Genomic DNA, 18,447 nt, shown 5'->3' with positions numbered 1-18,447 from the left:
GTCCGTGGGTACGTTAAAAAACTACTAAAATGTCAATATCCGAAATAGCTGTCAAACGGCCGTTGCTGGTAACAACCGTATTCATCGTACTAATTCTGTTCGGTGCGCTGAGTTACAAGCAATTGTCTTATAATTTATTGCCGAAGTTCGAAGCCAACGTCATCAGCGTGGCAACAACTTACCGGGGTGCTTCCGCCGATGAGGTGGAAACGAACGTCACCAAACGCATTGAGGATGCCCTGTCGTCGCTGGAAGGTCTGGATCGCATGACCTCGACCTCACAGGAAGGCGCGTCGATTGTGATTATTCAGCTCAAAAACGGCGTCAGCACGACGCTGGCACAGCAGGATGCCCAGCGCAAAGTGGAGCAGATTGTCAACCTGTTACCCGACGGCGCTGACCGACCAATTCTGAACAAATTCTCGACCGATGAAATACCGGTTTTGCGGATGGGGGTTACGGCTGACCTGTCGCCGACGGAGTTGTATGACCTGATTGACAATGACTTAAAACCGCAGTTGTCGAACGTTTCCGGCGTTGGTCAGGTCAATATCATTGGTGGGAACGAACGGGAAATTCAGATTAACGTCAATCCCGAAAAACTTCGCGCCTACGGCGTATCGATTGGTCAGGTTTCGCAGGCTATTACAGCCGCTAACACCAGTTATCCGGCGGGTCAGTTGGAAACACAGGAATCGCAATACTCGATTCGTTTTGACGCGTCTGTCGAAACGACCAACCGGTTACGCGAACTGATTATTGCCCGGAAAACCAATGGTAGCCAGGTTTTATTGAAGGATCTTGCCGAAGTAGTGGATGCAACGACCAAACCGACGGCGATCAACCACATCAACGCCCGGCCGTCCATCGGGATGCAAATCCAGAAACAGTCGGATGCCAATGCGGTGTCAGTCAGCCAGTTGACGCAGGCAAAAATCGCCCAGCTGGAGAAACAATACAGCAAGGTCAAGCTGAAATTCAACATTGCTTCCGATCAGTCAGTCTATACGCTGGCGTCGGCCCACGCGGTGGTGGAAGACATGGGTCTGGCGGTTTTGATCGTATCGCTGGTCATGCTGTTGTTTTTGCACAGCTTCCGGTCGGCCATGTTCGTACTGGTGGCGCTGCCTTCGTCAATGATTCCGACGTTTGCGCTCATGTACCTGATGGGCTTCTCGCTGAACCTGATGACCCTGATGGCCTTGTCACTCGTGGTTGGGATTCTGGTCGATGACTCGATCGTGGTGTTGGAAAATATCAACCGCCACCTCGAAATGGGGAAAGATAAACGAACAGCGGCATTGGACGGCCGAAGCGAGATCGGTTTTACGGCCTTGGCGATCACGCTCGTCGACGTGGTGGTATTCGTGCCGCTGGCAATGACGGGCGGTTTGATCGGGAACATCCTGCGGGAGTTTGCGCTGGTGGTGGTTTTCTCGACGCTGATGAGTTTGCTGGTGTCCTTTACGCTGACGCCGTTACTGGCCTCGCGGTTTGGCAAAATTGAAGTATTGAGCAAAAAATCGCTCTGGGGCCGTTTGAACCTAGGTTTTGAGAGTTTGATTGATCGGCTGACGGCGGCTTATGGCCGCATCCTGGTCTGGGCGCTGGGTCATAAACGGTACGTATTTCTGGGTATCTTTGCCATGCTGGTCGGGGCGATTGCGCTGGTGCCAGCGGGTTTCATCGGAGGTGCGTTTATGCCTGCCAGTGATCAGAGCGAAATGAGTGTCCAGATTGAACTGGCTCCGACGGCTTCCATTTACCAGACAAATGCACTGGCACAACGGGCCGAGCAAATCATCATGAAACACCCCGAAGTGACCAATGTGTTCACGAATGTGGGGTATACGAGCAGCGGTATTGCGACCTCATCGAACAGCAACATTGCCGATCTGAACGTGAAACTGGTCGATAAAAAACTGCGCACGGTTTCCACGGAAGGTTTTGGGCAGATCCTGAAAAAAGAAGTGGCACAAATACCGGGCGTGAAAGTAACCGTTAGTCCGGTGGGTATCGTGGGCGCGCAACAGGCCCCGATTCAAATTGCCGTGAAAGGAACCAACCTGACGGCTATTCGGAAAGCGGCTGCGCAGGTAAAAGAAGTAACCCAGTCCATTCCGGGTACGCAGGACGTAAAATATTCGGTGAAAGATCCAAAACCGGAAGTAACCGTGAATCTGGATCGCGAGAAAATGGCGCAACTGGGCATCAATGCGGCCGACGTTGGGATGGCCCTGCAGAATGCATTTCGGGGCAATGACCAGTCGAAATTCAAACAGAACGGAAATGAATATGACATTCTGATCAGCCTGGATCGGTTCGATCGCACCAAACCGGAGGACATCAGTCGCCTGACGTTTGTCAATAATCAGGGAAAAATGTTTGAACTGTCGCAGTTTGCAACCGTTCAGGAACAGATCGGCGAAAGCGTACTGGAACGCATCGACCGCCTTTCATCGGTGACGATCAATGCGCAGGTAGTGGGTCGGCCGGTCGGAACGGTGGGTACTGATATTCAGACCAAAATGGCGAAAGTGAAACTACCGGAAGGTGTTTCGATTCAGTATCTGGGTCAGTTGCAGCAACAATCCGACGCGTTCGGAAGCCTGGGGCTGGCGTTGATGATTGCCATTTTGCTGGTGTATTTCATCATGGTGGCCCTCTACGAAAGCGTGGTGTATCCGTTCGTCGTGTTGTTCTCGATTCCGGTAGCGCTGGTGGGTGCCTTGCTGGCCCTGGCGCTGACGATGGAAAGTCTGACGGTTTTCTCGATTGTCGGGATGATCATGCTGCTGGGTCTGGTGGCCAAAAACGCGATTCTGATCGTTGACTTTGCCAACCAGTTGAAGGCCGAAGGGCACGACGTGATCCATGCGTTGATCGAAGCCGGAAAAGAGCGGTTACGCCCGATCCTGATGACGACGCTGGCGATGATTCTGGGGATGTTACCGATTGCGCTCGCCAGTGGTGCCGGAGCCGAAACCAAAAACGGGATGGCCTGGGTCATCATCGGCGGTTTGACCTCTTCTCTCCTGCTGACGCTGCTGATCGTTCCATCCATGTACCTGGTCGTCGATCGGATCATTGCCCGGTTTTCCGGGAAGAAAGTAAAACCCAAAAAACCGCAGGAACTGGAAGTGGTTTGATTTTTTAGAGAAAAGAAGTGAGAATAGAGAAGAAAGAAAAGGAACACTTATCGGTGTTCCTTTTCTTTTTCTCCAGGGGCTATGTCCTCACAGCCCACTTTATTTTCAGAATATCGGACAAAGAAATGGACTGTGTCATCACAGTCCATGGAAATCGCTTGTCTCTATTCTCACTTCTTTTCTCTAAAAAATCAATCCTGCCGAACCGTGCTGGAACCGGACGTATTGGACTTGATAACCGGCGTTCCCCGATACCGGACGCTGCTGGCTCCGCTGGCGGTTACATTGAGCCGTTTGGCTACTTTGACGCGGGCGGTACTGGCACCCGACAAATCCAGTTCGGCTTCATCGACCGGATAATCGAAGGCTTCTATTTTGCTGGCACCCGATAAATCGCCGATCAATAAACCGCTGGCTCCTTCCAGATCGAGGTCGGATGCGCCCGACAAATCGATGTTGGTCCGGTCGGCGTCGAGATCAACCGTGGCGCGGGAAGCGCCGGAGAGCTTGATATCCAGTTCGCGCAAGCCCTGAAAACCGCTCACGTCGGAACGGGAAGCACCGGAAAAATCGACGCCCCGAAGCGTTGGCATGGTAATCGTGATGTTCATGTCGTACCGGCGGTTTCTTGAATTGTTCCGGTATTTGGCGCGCAGCGTACCGTTGCTCGTATACATATCGAGGTCATCGAGATCCCGGCGGTTGCCGCGCGCTTCGATGCTGTAGGTACTCCCCGCCCGAACGGTGATGTTGAAAGCACTGCCCATATCCAGGCGATCGAAATTGGTCAGCCCGTACGAACGGTCGTCTTCCTCATAAGGGCCGATACGCTCAAAGTCGCAGGAAGTCAGCGACACCAGGGCCAGGACGAAAAATGCGGAAAGAATGGATGTGAATTTCATCGTTGTCATAGCAATTTGGAATGCATTTGTTGTTGTATGCCGCTATGACCCGCGTCAGAAACCGTACCCCTATTGGCAGAGAAAACTTTTTTATATTCCCCCCGTCAGGCCAACAGGAGGAATTAAAAAAGGCTTTATAAAAGTACAGTTTATTTGTCTTTTTATCTTACAAAGTGTACTTTTAGACAAGAAAACCAAACTCTTGTATCATGAGGCACCTGATCAAATATGTGGGCATTTTGTTAATCGGAATCGGAATGGTAACCATCCTGATCGACACGTCGGCGGGAGCAGAATTGCCTTTACTCGTCGGGTTATTTACCCTGTTAATCAGCAAAGAGAAAAAACAGGATGAACGGGCCATTCTCCTGAAAGCCTCTTCAACATTCCTTGCACTCACGCTGGCCTACGGTTTCAAACTGCTCAGTTCCAATCTCTACACGCATCAATTGATTTCGTTCCAGCTCACGGACATTAACCATTTTCTGATCCTCGTTTTTGCCCTGGCCCTCAGTATCTATTATGTACGATTTTATTTTTTCTGGGAATAACCGGACAGCACATGAAAAATACGTTGAAAGTTGAACGGGCAAAGCTGAATATCACGCAGGCTGAGCTAGCCGACAAAGTGAACGTTTCCAGACAAACGATAAATTCAATTGAAATTGGCAAGTTCGTTCCTTCAACGACTTTGGCGTTGAAACTTGCTTCTATATTTAACGTCGCCCTTGAGACTATTTTCGTGCTGGAAGAAAAAGACTGGGCGTAAAAATCACTCCAGCACCTCCACCCAACCCTTGCATTTGGTGCCACGTTGCGTTGTCAGGAGGTAATAATATAAACCGTTCGCGGCATCCCGCCCCCAGGAGTTGTTGTAGTTTTCGCTGCGGTACACCTGCTTGCCCCAGCGGTTAAAGATTTCCAGTGTTGCCCCCGTAAAACCGACGTTGAAAACATCGTTTTTGCCATCGTTATTGGCGGTTACCACATTGGGCACTTCGCTCATGTTTTCGATCGTCACCGGCAGATTGAGCGCCAGACTACAGCCGTTTTTGGAGGAGGTCACCGTAATCTGGTACTGCCCGGATTGCGCGTATTGGTAGGGTTCCGGCGAGTTGGTCTTCAGCGTATCGCCATTTCCCATCGCCCACTGAAAACCGGTCGCTCCGGCGGTTTTATTGACCAATTCAACTTTCATCGGTTTACCGCATTCCGAACTCAGCCGGACTTCAGCCACGGGCCGGAAGGAATCATCCGTCGTGATGGTGACGTTTTTTGTCATTGAACACCCGTTTTCGTTCGTCATTTTTACGGCATATGTGGTCGTTTTAGTCGGATTGACCACCGGATTGCTCACGGTCGCACTGGCCAGCCCCTGCGACGGCGTCCACTCGTACGTTTTGCCGCCACTCGCCAGCAATTGCACCGGCTGACCGGCACAAATGGTCGTGTCTTTGCTGATTTTGAAATCGGCCGGAAACACTTTGATCACCTTCTGAGCCACATCGACGCGCTTGCAGGTTAGTTTATTAAAGGCCGTCAGCGTAACGGTGTATTCCCCCGGTTTGTCAAACGTATGACTTACCTGCGTCGGGCTGGCCGACGTGCCGGTGCCACCAAAATCCCAGGCATAGGTTATACCCCCCTCGCTGGTATTGACGAAGTTGAGTGTCAAGGGTGTACATCCCTGGATCACGTCTTTTTGCGTGCCCTGGTACGCATCGAAGGTGGCCTTCAGACGGTCGATGTCAAACTTGAACGCGGCATTGTTGCAGTTGGAGCTTTTGTTGGTTTGCGACCATGCTTGTGTTGTCACCGGAAAATGGGTACCTCCGCAGGCACAGGCCGCATGGTAAATCACCCCACTTTTGTCGAAACGACTGGTGCCGCCATCGACGTGGTCACCCCGCCCGGTCAGGTTTTCGCTGCCGAAAAACGTGCCATACAGGAGCGATTTTGCTCCCTGTTCCAGTAACGCAATCCAGTAGTTACTGCCGTCGGTTGTTCTTCGATACGCGTCAGCGGTTACCGGCAGCCCCCTCGTATTGCTGGTCAGAATGCCATTTCGCACGTTTACGGTTCCTCCCCAGCCCGATAAATAGATGTTACCGCATTCGTTGACCAGAAAAGCCGTCGGTGAAATATCCGGATTGGCCCGACCGGAACCGACAACGGTTGAAAAAATGGTTTTGGAAAGAGACGGATCAAGCGCGTGGATGAACTGTCCACTACTGGCATTTTGATAAACCCCCGCCGAAACCGGGTAAGTCCCTTTGGTTAAGCCAAATACGTGTGGGTTTTCCTGCGGATCCAGATCGATCAGATAAGCCGCATCGTCGGCAACGGTGCCCAAATAGGTGCTGCGTTCCAGCCGCTTATTTACGAATTTGACCAGAAAACCGTCTTCCCGCCCGGCAAACTGAGGCTGATACGCTCCGGCGGTGGCGGGCAGGTCGGCACTTAGCGTGGTTCCTACGGCATAAATGGCTCCCGATTCGGCGGTGCGGAGGGCATAGGCGACATCGTAACCGCTACCGCCATAATAGGTACTCCAGGTTAACTGACTTAAATCCGGACTCAATTGCAGCAAAATCGCATCGGCCGGTCCCTGAAGTTTTGTTTGAGAAGCGTTGGCAGTTGTTGGGAAATCAGCAGATAAGGTTACCGTTGCCACGTAAACGTTGTCGTTCTTGTCGACCACAATTTCTCCGCGCAGGTCGTCACCGTAATTGTAGATACCCAGAAATAAACTGGCGTAATTAATTCCGTCATTCGATGAACCCCCGACGTACGTACTGTTCTTCAACGCCCGGCCATCGGTGCTGATGTTGGCAATAAACAAGTCCGTTCCGTTTCTGAAATAAATGGACTGAATGGGAGTGGCCGGTTCGGGTGGCGAATTTCCAATGGGCGTATACGCTGTACCGCCCGCAAATTTCCGGTTGTAAGCGTTGGTCGTTGTCGGGAAATTAACGGATGAAGTTACGCCGTAAATCAGCAGTTCGTTCTTACTATTAACAATCAGACTGTGAGGAGTTTCGCCCGTGGAACCACCTAAATAAGAAGCATACAGCAACTGCTTTCCGTCCGGGCTGAATTTTAAAACCGCTATGTCAATTTCGGCTCCGTAACTGGTCTGAAAAGCACCGGTGGCTGGGCTAAAACTGTTTCCGAAAACGGTTCCGGCGGTATACAAATTGCCTTCGTTGTCGTAGGTAGCCGTATGGCCCCAGTTGTCACTGACCGATCCCGAATAGGACGAGAAAATCAGCGTCGGATCGATGGTAAGTGGTTGATGGGAATCGTATTGGGCCGGAAAACGAAACGAAGCGGTTTTTCCTTCCAGCGTCCATTCGGCCGGAACTTCGGTGGTTTTGTTATTTTTTTCGGTGAAGGAATACGGTTTTTCTTCCCGAAACGGCAACAGACTGGTTTCAACCACCAGTTGTCCTTTCTCCGAACGAACCGCCGTAGCGCCATCGTACTGCATTCGAATAACCGACGGGTCCGCACCCGGTTTTACCAGAAATTCATATTTCATTGTCTGGTAATACGCAAACATACGCAGGTCGATTCCCGGGTAAATGTCGTGATAAACGATCTCACCAAAAGCCGGTACAGCACTGGCCCAATGGTTGGGATCATTTCCTAAAAAGTAATTCAGGTGCTCGGAAATGCGGTTTTTACTTTCGATTTGCGCGTCAGACCGGCTATTCTGAAGCTGAACTTCCACCCCGTGAACCCGCACAAGGGGCTCGGATTGTACGGGAGGAGACGCCGTTCGGGACGCGGCCGATGCCGGAGTAGTTTGGCCCAAATGGATTCGATCCAGCGCTTCGGTATCGTAGAAAACGTAGTGAAGCGACTGCTTTTTCAAAAACAAAAAACCGCCCGGCAATTCAGCCCGAAACAGCACTTCCGAAGCCCATTGCCCTTTATTCTGAACAAACCGCACGGCATTGCTCGCCGGATCGGCTCCGCCGGGCTTACCGGCAAAAACCGTAGCAAACAGGCCGAAAGTGAACCAAATCAAAGAAACAGTAAACGTTCTCCACATAGACCGACAACATCAAAACGATTTCTAAAATAGGTATTTTAGAGGAAAGATGTGAGACAAGAGAGCAAAGACTTTACTCTAATTTGGAAAAAAACGATCTCTACTCTCTTGTCTCACCTCTATCTTCTCATCATGACTCCATAACGGCGGGAAGAGTTGCAACTATATGTTACCGATGCTTAGTTTTTGGGGTGTTACGAAAAGAACAGGCAACCTATTTCCAGCGGCTGATGTCGATGACGTTGGGGCAGAAATCGTATTCGTCGGGTTGGTTGGAACCGATCAGCAGCAGTTGGCCGGACAGCTGTCGAACCTGCTCGCTATACCAGGCAACACCCTGTTTGTCAAGGTTTGAGGTCGGTTCGTCGAGTATAACAATGGAAGCGTCGGAATAGAAGGCCAGCCCCAGTTTTACCCGCTGTTTCATGCCCGACGAGAACGCTTTGATTTCCTTGTTCCGGGCGTGGTTCAGGTACATCAATTCACAAAGCTGATCGGGTGTGATCCCATTTTTGAAGGGTTTGAACGACTGGTGAAACGTCAGCAATTCGAGCAGCGTCAATTCTTCAATCAATTCAAGATAGGGAGCGGCTATCACCAGATGGCGAAACCAGTCGTCGATTTCGACCGGTTTTTCTTCAACTGAATACCGGATCGTTCCTTCCGAAGCGGGCAAGACACCGGCGATAGTTTGCAGTAAAGTCGATTTTCCGCTCCCGTTGGGCCCCACAAACGTATAGCTGTTTCCAGCCAGCAGCGTCAGATCAACGTTTCGGAAAATCCACTCGCGCCGGAAGCGCTTGCCAAGTCGTTCGGTGGTGATTTGCATAAATGAATAATGAATAATGAACAATGAAACACACGCGCTTCATTGTTCATTATTCATTGTTAATTATTCGCCCACTTCCCGGCCCGACGGTCCTTTCATGATGCCGCGTTCGGAGTTGCGGATGAAGTTGACGATTTCGTCGCGTTCGTCGGAAGGCGGCAATTCCAGGTCGATGCGGGTGAGCGCTTCGGCGTTGTTCAACCCGCGGAGGTAGATATAGCGGTAAATTTCCTGAATCTGGTTGATCTGTTCGTTAGTATATCCGCGACGCCGTAAGCCCACGGAGTTGATACCGGCGTACGTAATCGGCTCGCGGGCGGCTTTGGAAAAGGGCGGAACGTCTTTCCGAACCAGCGAACCGCCCGAAATAAAGGCGTGGATGCCAATTTTGGCAAATTGATGAACCGCACTGAAGGCGCTGATAATGGCCCAGTCGCCGAGGTGAACGTGGCCCGCCATCTGAACGGTATTGCCAATGAGGCAGTGGTTCCCGATCCGGCAGTCGTGGGCAACGTGCGCATACGCCATGATCAGGCAGTCGCTGCCAATTTCGGTCCGGCGGTGTTCTTCCGTTCCCCGGCTTACCGTGGCGTATTCGCGGATGGTGGTGTTATCCCCCACAAACGTCAGCGTATACTCGCCTTTGAATTTCAAATCCTGTGGAATGGCGGAAATGACGACCCCCGGATAAATGCGGCAGTTTTTGCCGATGCGGGCTCCTTCATTGATGACGGCGTGGGAGCCGATCCAGGTTCCTTCCCCGATTTCGACATCCTTATGGATAATCGCAAATGGCTCGATAACAACGTTTTGAGCTATTTTAGAATCAGGATGGATGTATGCAAGTGGTTGAATCATTAAACTTCGTGGTTTAATGTTTAATGTTTAAGGTTTAATGTTTAAGGATAGACGCTGAAATGGAGCCGTTTGTTGCCTTAAACGTTATACTTTAAACCTTAAACCTATTTTTTCTTAACAAGACTGGCGATCATTTCGGCTTCGCAGACAAGCTGCCCGGCGACGTACCCCCTCCCGGACATTTTGACAATCCCCCGCTTCATGGGCGAGATAAACTCACACCGAAAAATAACCGTATCGCCCGGAACGACATTGCGCCGGAAGCGGCAGTTTTCGATACCGATCAGGTACGGCCAGTAGTTTTCCGGATCGGGAACGGTGCTCAGCACCAGAATTCCGCCGGTTTGGGCCATCGATTCAAGCTGCAGAACGCCCGGCATCACCGGATTTCCCGGAAAGTGCCCCATGAAGTATTGCTCATTCATGGTTACATTTTTTATGCCAACAACGCTGCTCTCGTCCAGCGCGATGATTTTGTCGATCATCTGGAAGGGATAGCGGTGCGGAAGTAAGCTCGCAATTTTGTGGAAATCGTAAACCGGTGGCTGAGTCGGGTCGTAGGCCGGGCTCGTGTTCGCGGCATTTTTCTGCATCAACTTCTTGATCTTCTTGGCAAACGCCACGTTAGCCGCGTGACCCGGCCGGGCTGCCAGAATCTGCGCCTTGATGGGCCGGCCTACCAACGCCAGATCGCCGACGAGATCGAGCAGTTTATGGCGGGCCATTTCGTTCGGATAATGCAGATCGAGGTTATTCAGAATGCCCTCTTTCTTGTTGACACTGACTTTCGGTTTATTCAGCAAGTCAGCCAGGTAATCCAGTTCGCCTTCGCGGACATCCCGGTCGACGATCACGATGGCATTCGTCAGATCCCCACCCTTGATCAGGTTTTGCTTATAAAGCATTTCCAGTTCGTGCAGAAACACGAATGTCCGGCAATTGGCAATCTGTGACGAAAACAGATTGATGTCGTTCAGGAAAGCGTGCTGACTCGTAATCACCCGCGAATTATAGTCCACCATGACGGTAAGCCGGTAATCGCTGAGCGGTAAAGCCGCAATTTCAATGTCTTTCTCCGGGTTCTTGTAATGAACGTACTCGTTGATTTCGAAGTAGTTGCGATACGCATTCTGTTCTTCAATACCGGCATCCTGCAAGGCTTCGATAAACTTGATCGAACTGCCGTCCATGATGGGCGGTTCCGGGCCGTCGAGCTGAATCAGGATGTTATCAAGTTGCAAACCGACCAGCGACGCGAGTGCGTGTTCGACGGTATGAATGCGGGCACCGTTCTGTTCGAGGGTGGTGCCGCGCGACAGATCGACCACATTATCGACGTCGGCATCGACAATCGGCTGGCCCGGCAAATCGACGCGTTGAAATTTGTAACCATGATGGGCGGGTGCGGGCAGGAACGTCATGGTTGCCATAACGCCTGTGTGTAGCCCTACGCCCGATACCGATACTGCCTTTTGTATTGTCTGCTGTTTGGTATTCATTCCGTAAGCTTCTGACCTGAAGACTTTTATTGCCACTTGATAACGGTTATTCCGTAAGGAACCGTTCGCTTGCAGCTACTGTTTGTTTAGTTTTTTTTCTAACTGATCAACGCGTTTTTCGAGGGTTGGCAACCGCTGAAAAATGACCGATGAGCGCAGATTACCCTTCACATCGAATGCGGGCATGCCACTGAACGATAATCCCTCTTTCTTCACCGAGTTCATGAGGCCCGTCCGGCCACCAATTTTCGTTCGGTTTGCCACCACAATATGTCCTGTTATGCCAGTCTGTCCGCCAATGACGCAGTTTTCGCCGATTTTCGTTGAGCCCGCAATACCGCATTGTGCAGCAATCACCGTGTTTTTACCAATTTCAACGTTATGAGCCACCTGAATCAGATTGTCCAGTTTGACACCCTGTCGAATAATGGTAGAACCCACCGTGGCGCAATCGATCGTGGTATTAGCCCCAATACTGACGTTGTCTTCAATAATAACGTTGCCCAGTTGAGGAATCGCCCGGTAGCTGCCGTCGGCTTCGGGCGCAAACCCAAACCCCTCGCTGCCAATCACCGCATTGGCTTTCACCACGCAATTTTTCCCAATAACCGTATTGTCGATGATTCGGGCTCCGGTATGAATAACGGTATTATCGCCGATGGTAACGTTGTTACCGATGTAAGCCTGTGGGTGAATTTTAACGTTGTGCCCAATCACACAATGCTCGCCAATGTACGAAAATGCCCCCCGGTAGATGTACTCGCCCGTCCGGGTCGAATCGGCGATAAAAGAAGGCTGCTCAACCCCTACTTTATCCCCTCGTTGTAACCGGTTTACCTGCTCCAATAAAATAGTAAACGCAGAATAGGAGTTATCCACGAAAATTAAGGTGGCCTGTACGGGTTGTCTGGGCAGAAAATCTTTACTGACAATGACCGCCGAAGCGGCTGTTGTGTATAAAAAAGGTTCGTATTTCTGATTAGCTAAAAACGAGATGCTCCCCTCTTTACCCTCTTCAATTTTGGACAGTTGACTGATTTTCAGAGATTCATTCCCATCAACTGTACCGCCGAGCAGGGCAGCAATCTGCTTTACTGTAAATTCCATAGAGTAGACGTAATCGTCGTTGGGGCTTTGTATTACTCGGATATTTGTGCCGCTAAGGTAGAGAACAAATTGAACTATACCAACCAAACCGGCCTTTGAGACAGGTTTTTCGCCCAGCAGACGTAGTATCTGCTGACCATATTGGTTAGCGCTTTAATACCGGGTAGATCGGAGGCATCGGCGATATCGATAATCCGGTCATTTTTTAGCTTGATATTTATATTATCGATAGACGGTAAATACGCCGAATTGGTTGCAACGCCTTCGACCAGAAAATAGGACAATTCATCCTGTTGAACACCGGCACTCAGCAATTGCTGTTCAATTACGTGAACCAATTCTCCGACAAACGGCTGATCAGACATCGTAATTTTGAACAGCCGCCGGTCGAGCAGCATGTGACAGAGCGTCGACAAAACCCGGTCGGGATGCTGGCTCCAGAATTTGATGCTCGTCCAGATGTCGTAATCATCCAGTTGCGTAAAAGCGTTCAGGTATTCCGGATGGGTTTCAAACTCCTCCATCGTTACCGGTTTTGACAGAAAGGTCCGCAAGGCGGGAGTTGTAAAAACCGCATCACTTTTATCCTGATTCCCCTCCGTTTGTGTCAACAAAAACCGCGCCCGTCGCATAATCTGCACCAGCATCGACTCGGCGCAGAGCGACGTTTTGTGCAGGTAAACCTGCCAGTACATCAGCCGCCGGGAGCTCAGGAAATTTTCGATGCTCAGAATCCCCTTGGCTTCCACTACCAGATGATCCTCCACCAGATCAAGCATTTTAATGATCCGGTCGGCGCCAATGGTTCCTTCCGCCACGCCGGTATAAAAGCAGTCCCGGTTCAGGTAATCCATCCGATCCATATCCAACTGACTGGAAATCAACTGGTGAAAAAACGGCCGGTGGTATGTTCCTTCAAACATTTGAATCGCCAGCGAGAGTTTGCCATTGAATTGCCGGTTGAGTTCCTGCATCAACAGAAGCGACAACCGCTCGTGCGCAATGCCTTGCAGAATGCAGTATTCCAGCACGTGCGAAAACGGGCCGTGACCAATGTCATGCAGCAGAATGGCGATTTGGACGGCATCGCATTCCCGTTCAGAAATGGCGTGTCCTTTGCTGCGCAGCGTTTGGATGGCCTGCCCCATCAGGTGCATGGCGCCCAAGGCGTGGTGAAACCGGGTATGCAACGCGCCCGGATAGACCAGTTCCGATAGTCCCAGCTGTTTGATTCGGCGGAGCCGTTGAAAATACGGGTGTTCCACCAGATCGAATGTCAGATCGTTTGGAATGGTAATAAACCCATAGACGGGGTCATTCAGTATTTTTTTTTTGTTCTGGGAAGCCAAGTGGAATGGGACAGGTTCAAAGGCAAATATACGCCAAAATGGCCAAGAGTGTTGCAGGGCATTTCGATCGACTTTTACGACCGCGATTTGAAGGAGAACCCGATTTTTGTATATTTGCCTACCTTTCTCCAAATTGGAAAAGGTACCGGTTTTCCGGTTGGGGCCTATAGCTCATTCGGTTAGAGCAACTGACTCATAATCAGTAGGTGCTTGGTTCGATTCCAAGTGGGCCCACAGTGACAATCAGCCACTTACAGCAAAAAAGCCGTGAGTGGCTTTTTTGTTTGCTACCCATTTCCAGATAGACCATTCAAAACCGGTGGTTTTCGCAGCTAGAAGCTAACTTATTTCCATTCACCGCTGAGCGGTCTTTTTTTGGCTGGACCATTTTTAGAATGCCTGGAAAAAATAGATCTCCATCCATTTGCCTCCGCATCTATCTTTTCAATTCGATTGAGCCAGTGTCTTCATTTCCCTCAACCGATCCCAGAGCGAATCGATATCCACTACCTCCACACCCGAAACGGATAATTGCCAGCCGAAGGCGTTACGACCAGAATGGGTAACTGGCCCAACTCTTCCTGCGCTACTGATGTGCCCCGCTTCAGAATTGGGGAATTCGATAGCTTTACTTCCAGCGCCACCACCGGGCCGTTGCTGGCGAATCGCTTGCAAACGCCGGAATTACGGGGTTGGGCCAATAAAGAAATTTCGGATGCGCTGAACCAGCGCATCCTTTGAAGTCCTATCGATTTAGCGCATTCATAAACCGTTCCGGGTAGCGGGTGCCTGAAACGATTCCGGCGGGCACGATGGCTTCAATGCTTTGCAGGTCTTCCCGGCTAAGCGGCACGTTTTCAGCGGCTAGGTTCTCCTCCAGATAGTGAATTCGTTTGGTGCCGGGAATGGTAATGATATCGTCCCCCTGGGCAAGGACCCACGCAATCGCTAATTGAGCGGGCGTACAGCCTTTTGCAGTGGCCAGCGTTTTGATCTTTTCAACCAACGCCAGGTTCTTGTCGAAGTTTTCGTCCTGGTAGCGGGGCATGTTGATGCGACTGTCCTTGAGATCCTGGGGTGTCCGGATTTCACCACTTAAAAAGCCCCGGCTTAACGGAGCATAGGCAACCAGCCCAATTCCGAATGCCCGTATGGTTGGTAGGACTTCGGCTTCTATATCGCGGCTCCAGAGTGAGTATTCAATCTGTAAGGCGGTGATGGGGTGTTCGGCAGCGGCTTTACGGATCGACTCAGCGGAGGCTTCCGAGAGACCGATGTACCGGATGAGCCCTTTCTGGACCAGGTCGGCCAGGGCTCCGACCGTTTCCTCGATTGGAACAGCCGGGTCGACCCGTGCCGGCGTGTAAAGATCGATGTAATCCGTTTTCAACCGGCGGAGACTGTAAAAAACCGCGTTGCGAAGGTGATTTGGATGGCCGCTGACCGGGCCGGGTGCCATTGAGCCGTCTGGGGCAGCAGTGACCAGCTGACCGGTTTTTACGGAAAGAAAGGCTTTGTTCCGTTTTCCTTTAATGGCCTGGGAAATCAGTTCTTCGTTGTGGCCCAAACGGTAGTAATCAGCCGTATCTAAAAAGTTATGCCCCAGGTCAAGGGCTCGTTCGATGGTCGCAATGGATTCCTTGTCGTCGCTTTGACCGTACGCCCCCGACATGCCCATACAACCTAACCCAATGGATGAGACCAGTGGGCCATTTGTTCCTAATTTTCTGTTCATCACCTTGATTAATAAGTACGGGAACAAAGGTCAGAAGTCCGGCAGCGAATGGGCTGGACAAAACGTATTAGTTCCCGGACAAATCCTGCACGAAGGTGGCGATGGTCTGGCCGGTTACTTTTTTAAACAGGCGGGAAAAGTAATCAGGATCGTTGAAACCCAGGTCATAAGCCAGTTCTTTGGTGGAACTTTCCGCGTAGTACAGACGACGCTTGGCTTCCAGTATCAGACGACTGATGATGAACTCTTTGGGAGAACGTCCGGAATAATGTTTCACAAGGGTGTATAACCGGTTGGTGTTGAGAGCAAGTTTTTGGGCAATTTCAGGGATGGTTGGATGAGCCGTCAGGTTATCTTCTACGAAGAGTTTAAAACGGATGTAGTTGGTCAGGTTGTCGTCGGCCGGACTTTTATCCGTGGAAAAATACGCGCTGTTGATTTCGGCTAACAGGCTGTTGAGGTGAGCCAGGATGAGTTCAGGATCGGTATCTACTGTGCTTAGCAGGTTGAGCAGGATTTCGAAGATCGCTTTTAATCGCGCCGTTGCCGCTGCCGAAAATGGTATTTTTTGACTGTTAAACGGGTTGACAAGGAAGGCATAGTGTTTGGGTAAGCGGGAAAGGCAATTTTCATCAAACCCAAGTTTGAAGTAATCCGTCCCTTCCTTCGTTGCCGGAAGCCGGTGGATTTGGTGAGGCAGGATAAAAAGAAGTTCATTGGCTTTTACATCAAATTGCTGGAGATCGACACCATGCCGGGTATGACCTTTTAGCATGAAGAGGAAAAAATAGTGCGGTTTTCGGTGCGTTAGGCCGTATTGCTGCGCCATTTCAGACGGGAGATGTCCGAATGCAGGCGAAATAAGACGGATGGCGAGCTTGCTGTTTTGCCGATTGTACGTAAGTAGGGATTCAACGGTCTGCATGGGATAAAAGTAACGAAAATACGCCGGATGAGGACTGGAATCCGGTTTTCGTGGTTCAGACCAGGACGAGTGTATAATTTTCAAATCGCCGATGTTAACCCTCCAACGCGTTCGGACGTTCTGCCTCCTAAACCTGGATGTCGCCCTGAACCGCTACATTGTTTGCTAGTTGAAAACCGCACGTTGATTCGATTTAGTAGTGGCAACCTATAGAATATACTCGCCATCTACCGCTTCGATCGGCCCGGGAATTGAAGAGGAGTTAAGCGTTTGCAAGACGTTGATTTCGATGGTGCACACAAGCGAATCCAGCGGGACGCTGGCCGGATTGCCATCGAAAGGATTGACCAGATTCAGCCCGTTCAGATGCGTCACATGAAAGACAAACCCAACTAACCAGCCCAATCGACCACCTGCCGGCTTCTTCGGCAACATCGATGGTCAGAATCACAATCAGCAGCCAGATAAACACCCGGGTAAAATACCAGTACGTCACCGGAAACAGCGTGTTTTTGATTCGCTCACAGCGGCCCATGCTGTCACTGAAGCGAACCAGCAATTCGTTCAGGGCCAGGAACGCGAAACCATCCACCGGGCCGGTTTGCCGCAACGTCTGGAGATCCTCGGCCTGGCGATCCAGCAGAGCCGCCGGGATAGTGGTGTAGCGGGTGAGCCTGGTCAGATCGGACGGCTCCAGATAGCACTGGTAATCAGCGGCATGGGTACGGCGTAAACTTTGTTTGAGGGCGTGTACAAACCCCAGATGACAGCATATCAACCGGATGGCCAGTTCGTTGGGGTATTCAATTCGCAACTTGAATAATGTATTTAATAAATCGGCAAGAACCGTAGCAATTACCTGAGTTGAACCGGCCGAATCCTCATTATTCAACCCGAAAATGAGATCGTCTGCAGGGTGAATGGTTGATTAAATACATTCACGTTTAACCAGCTCATGTTATGATTTTGAAGATGGACCGGCTGCCGATTGAGCTGCCTACCCCGAAAAACCCCTCGCCCAACAGCGCGGCTGCGGTACAGGAACTGCTCGGAGGCAAGTTTGGGGAAATGTCAACCCTGATGAATTACACGTTTCAGTCGTTTAACTTCCGGGGCCGGAAAAAACTTCGCCCGTTCTACGACCTGATCTGCAGCATTGCTGGAGAAGAGTATGGCCACATCGAAGTGGTTTCTTATACCACCAACCTGCTGCTTACTGGTGCCAGCAAACGCGGTTTCGACCCCACGACCAGGCCCTTGGCCAACGGCGTCGATGCCCGCAACACCCACCATTTTATTGCCAGTGGCCAGTCGTCACTCGCGATGGATTCAATGGGGCATTACTGGACCGGCGACAACGTATTCAGTAGCGGGAATCTGAAGCTGGATTTGCTGCACAATTTCTTCCTGGAGTGTGGGGCCCGGGCCAATAAAATGCGGGTCTACGAAATGGTCGATGATCCAACCGCCCGGACCATGGTGGGCTATCTGCTGGTTCGCGGGGGATTGCACGTGGTGGCCTATGCCAAAGCGCTGGAAAAACTGACCGGCGTGGCCGTAACCAAACTGCTGCCGATTCCGGATTTGAGCAACGATGCCTTCCCGGAGGCCCGAAAGTTTATGGAGAACAAGTTGCACCTGAAATTGTATACCTTCAGCCAGGATGACTACCAGCAGGCCGGGCTAATCTGGAACGGTCCGCACCCCGACGACGGGCAGGAAGTGGAGGTGGTTTTCGGATCGCCGGAAGGTTTCCCGGCCCCCGACCTCGACGAAGAACCGCAACTCAACGCTCCCGGGGCCGACGACATCGACCCCCAAATGTTTGCCGATATCGCCAAAAAACTGGGCATCAAACTGTAACCCAGTGACTTTCCTGAAAAGTAAGGCCCGGACTTTTTCGAAAAAAACCGGGCCTTGCTGCCCAGTAAGCCCCCGAGCAAAAACCGGGATGCGGCCACAGCAGAGCCTGGTGGCTGATCGCCATCTCCTGCGTTACGGTGCTAAGGAAGCACGTCCAGCGCCGTAACCGGCCGG

Annotated in this window: 16 protein-coding genes and 1 tRNA gene; 5 read left to right on the top strand and 12 right to left on the bottom strand. The window is 51.1% G+C overall.

Annotated elements, in window-relative coordinates; translation table 11 throughout:
- Positions 1-29 precede the first annotated feature (29 nt).
- Positions 30-3,149 (top strand): efflux RND transporter permease subunit, encoded by a 3,120-nt coding sequence (locus EHT25_RS31370; RefSeq protein ID WP_124879416.1) that lies wholly within the window; start codon positions 30-32, stop codon positions 3,147-3,149.
- 191 nt (positions 3,150-3,340) lie between these two features.
- Here the strand turns inward: EHT25_RS31370 and EHT25_RS31365 are convergent, their stop codons facing one another.
- A complete protein-coding gene (locus tag EHT25_RS31365; RefSeq protein ID WP_124879415.1) occupies positions 3,341-4,051 on the bottom strand; it encodes a head GIN domain-containing protein in 711 nt (236 codons plus the stop codon).
- A 209-nt stretch (positions 4,052-4,260) separates the two neighbouring features.
- Here EHT25_RS31365 and EHT25_RS31360 point away from each other — a divergent pair, with 209 nt between their 5' ends.
- Entirely contained in the window at positions 4,261-4,602 is a 342-nt protein-coding gene (locus tag EHT25_RS31360) for a hypothetical protein (RefSeq protein ID WP_124879414.1), read from the top strand.
- Positions 4,603-4,613: 11 nt separating this feature from the next.
- Positions 4,614-4,820: a helix-turn-helix transcriptional regulator gene (locus EHT25_RS31355; protein WP_124879413.1), complete on the top strand. Its 207-nt coding sequence runs from the start codon at positions 4,614-4,616 to the stop codon at positions 4,818-4,820.
- Positions 4,821-4,823: 3 nt separating this feature from the next.
- Here EHT25_RS31355 and EHT25_RS31350 read toward each other — a convergent pair whose 3' ends face one another.
- The 6 genes from EHT25_RS31350 to EHT25_RS31325 form a co-directional block, all read right to left on the bottom strand.
- Positions 4,824-8,084: a T9SS type B sorting domain-containing protein gene (locus EHT25_RS31350; RefSeq protein ID WP_229311865.1), complete on the bottom strand. Its 3,261-nt coding sequence runs from the start codon at positions 8,082-8,084 to the stop codon at positions 4,824-4,826.
- Between the two features lie 238 nt (positions 8,085-8,322).
- The gene (locus tag EHT25_RS31345) at positions 8,323-8,937 is read right to left on the bottom strand and encodes an ABC transporter ATP-binding protein (RefSeq protein WP_124879411.1); all 615 of its coding nucleotides are present in this window, start codon (positions 8,935-8,937) and stop codon (positions 8,323-8,325) included.
- Between the two features lie 63 nt (positions 8,938-9,000).
- Complete coding sequence (lpxA, locus tag EHT25_RS31340) at positions 9,001-9,795, bottom strand: acyl-ACP--UDP-N-acetylglucosamine O-acyltransferase (protein ID WP_124879410.1); 795 nt, start codon at positions 9,793-9,795, stop codon at positions 9,001-9,003.
- 104 nt (positions 9,796-9,899) lie between these two features.
- Positions 9,900-11,294: a bifunctional UDP-3-O-[3-hydroxymyristoyl] N-acetylglucosamine deacetylase/3-hydroxyacyl-ACP dehydratase gene (locus tag EHT25_RS31335; RefSeq protein WP_124879409.1), complete on the bottom strand. Its 1,395-nt coding sequence runs from the start codon at positions 11,292-11,294 to the stop codon at positions 9,900-9,902.
- A gap of 75 nt (positions 11,295-11,369) precedes the next feature.
- The gene (gene lpxD / locus EHT25_RS31330) at positions 11,370-12,401 is read right to left on the bottom strand and encodes a UDP-3-O-(3-hydroxymyristoyl)glucosamine N-acyltransferase (protein WP_124879408.1); all 1,032 of its coding nucleotides are present in this window, start codon (positions 12,399-12,401) and stop codon (positions 11,370-11,372) included.
- A gap of 74 nt (positions 12,402-12,475) precedes the next feature.
- The gene (locus tag EHT25_RS31325; protein ID WP_124879407.1) at positions 12,476-13,750 is read right to left on the bottom strand and encodes an HD domain-containing protein; all 1,275 of its coding nucleotides are present in this window, start codon (positions 13,748-13,750) and stop codon (positions 12,476-12,478) included.
- A 160-nt stretch (positions 13,751-13,910) separates the two neighbouring features.
- Between EHT25_RS31325 and EHT25_RS31320 the strand changes: the two genes are divergently transcribed.
- Positions 13,911-13,984 (top strand) — tRNA-Ile (locus EHT25_RS31320).
- A 272-nt stretch (positions 13,985-14,256) separates the two neighbouring features.
- Here EHT25_RS31320 and EHT25_RS31315 read toward each other — a convergent pair.
- The 4 genes from EHT25_RS31315 to EHT25_RS31300 all read right to left on the bottom strand — a co-directional run bounded on the left by EHT25_RS31315 (position 14,257) and on the right by EHT25_RS31300 (position 17,224).
- A complete protein-coding gene (locus EHT25_RS31315; protein ID WP_124879406.1) occupies positions 14,257-14,484 on the bottom strand; it encodes a hypothetical protein in 228 nt (75 codons plus the stop codon).
- A gap of 11 nt (positions 14,485-14,495) precedes the next feature.
- On the bottom strand, positions 14,496-15,485 hold the full coding sequence (locus tag EHT25_RS31310) for an aldo/keto reductase (protein WP_229311864.1): 990 nt from the start codon (positions 15,483-15,485) through the stop codon (positions 14,496-14,498).
- Between the two features lie 67 nt (positions 15,486-15,552).
- Complete coding sequence (locus EHT25_RS31305) at positions 15,553-16,410, bottom strand: helix-turn-helix domain-containing protein (RefSeq protein ID WP_124879404.1); 858 nt, start codon at positions 16,408-16,410, stop codon at positions 15,553-15,555.
- Positions 16,411-16,672: 262 nt separating this feature from the next.
- Positions 16,673-17,224 carry a bestrophin family protein gene (locus tag EHT25_RS31300; RefSeq protein WP_185731555.1) on the bottom strand — a complete coding sequence of 184 codons (552 nt, stop codon included), beginning with the start codon at positions 17,222-17,224 and terminating at the stop codon, positions 16,673-16,675.
- Positions 17,225-17,370: 146 nt separating this feature from the next.
- On the opposite strand from EHT25_RS31300, the gene EHT25_RS31295 reads away from it, so the two are divergent.
- Entirely contained in the window at positions 17,371-18,273 is a 903-nt protein-coding gene (locus EHT25_RS31295) for a manganese catalase family protein (RefSeq protein WP_124879402.1), read from the top strand.
- Here EHT25_RS31295 and EHT25_RS33080 read toward each other — a convergent pair.
- Positions 18,263-18,447, bottom strand: a 185-nt coding sequence (locus EHT25_RS33080; protein ID WP_221622356.1) for a hypothetical protein, incomplete at its 5' end; no start/stop codon positions are given. The two genes, EHT25_RS31295 and EHT25_RS33080, sit on opposite strands and share 11 nt — an antisense overlap.

Origin of the sequence: Larkinella rosea, assembly GCF_003858635.1 — a bacterium.
GTDB classification, from domain to species: Bacteria; Bacteroidota; Bacteroidia; order Cytophagales; family Spirosomataceae; genus Larkinella; species Larkinella rosea.
Note: the sequence above shows the minus strand (reverse complement) of the source record. Positions and strands in the feature narration are given on the sequence as shown.

What these genes read in the sequence shown, in the direction of transcription:
- EHT25_RS31370 (WP_124879416.1), top strand. Translation starts at nt 30, where the DNA reads ATGTCAATATCCGAAATAGCTGTCAAACGGCCGTTGCTGGTAACAACC.
- EHT25_RS31365 (WP_124879415.1), bottom strand. Translation starts at nt 4,051, where the DNA reads ATGAAATTCACATCCATTCTTTCCGCATTTTTCGTCCTGGCCCTGGTG.
- EHT25_RS31360 (WP_124879414.1), top strand. Translation starts at nt 4,261, where the DNA reads ATGAGGCACCTGATCAAATATGTGGGCATTTTGTTAATCGGAATCGGA.
- EHT25_RS31355 (WP_124879413.1), top strand. Translation starts at nt 4,614, where the DNA reads ATGAAAAATACGTTGAAAGTTGAACGGGCAAAGCTGAATATCACGCAG.
- EHT25_RS31345 (WP_124879411.1), bottom strand. Translation starts at nt 8,937, where the DNA reads ATGCAAATCACCACCGAACGACTTGGCAAGCGCTTCCGGCGCGAGTGG.
- lpxA (WP_124879410.1), bottom strand. Translation starts at nt 9,795, where the DNA reads ATGATTCAACCACTTGCATACATCCATCCTGATTCTAAAATAGCTCAA.
- EHT25_RS31335 (WP_124879409.1), bottom strand. Translation starts at nt 11,294, where the DNA reads ATGAATACCAAACAGCAGACAATACAAAAGGCAGTATCGGTATCGGGC.
- lpxD (WP_124879408.1), bottom strand. Translation starts at nt 12,401, where the DNA reads ATGGAATTTACAGTAAAGCAGATTGCTGCCCTGCTCGGCGGTACAGTT.
- EHT25_RS31315 (WP_124879406.1), bottom strand. Translation starts at nt 14,484, where the DNA reads ATGCGCTGGTTCAGCGCATCCGAAATTTCTTTATTGGCCCAACCCCGT.
- EHT25_RS31310 (WP_229311864.1), bottom strand. Translation starts at nt 15,485, where the DNA reads ATGAACAGAAAATTAGGAACAAATGGCCCACTGGTCTCATCCATTGGG.
- EHT25_RS31305 (WP_124879404.1), bottom strand. Translation starts at nt 16,410, where the DNA reads ATGCAGACCGTTGAATCCCTACTTACGTACAATCGGCAAAACAGCAAG.
- EHT25_RS31295 (WP_124879402.1), top strand. Translation starts at nt 17,371, where the DNA reads ATGATTTTGAAGATGGACCGGCTGCCGATTGAGCTGCCTACCCCGAAA.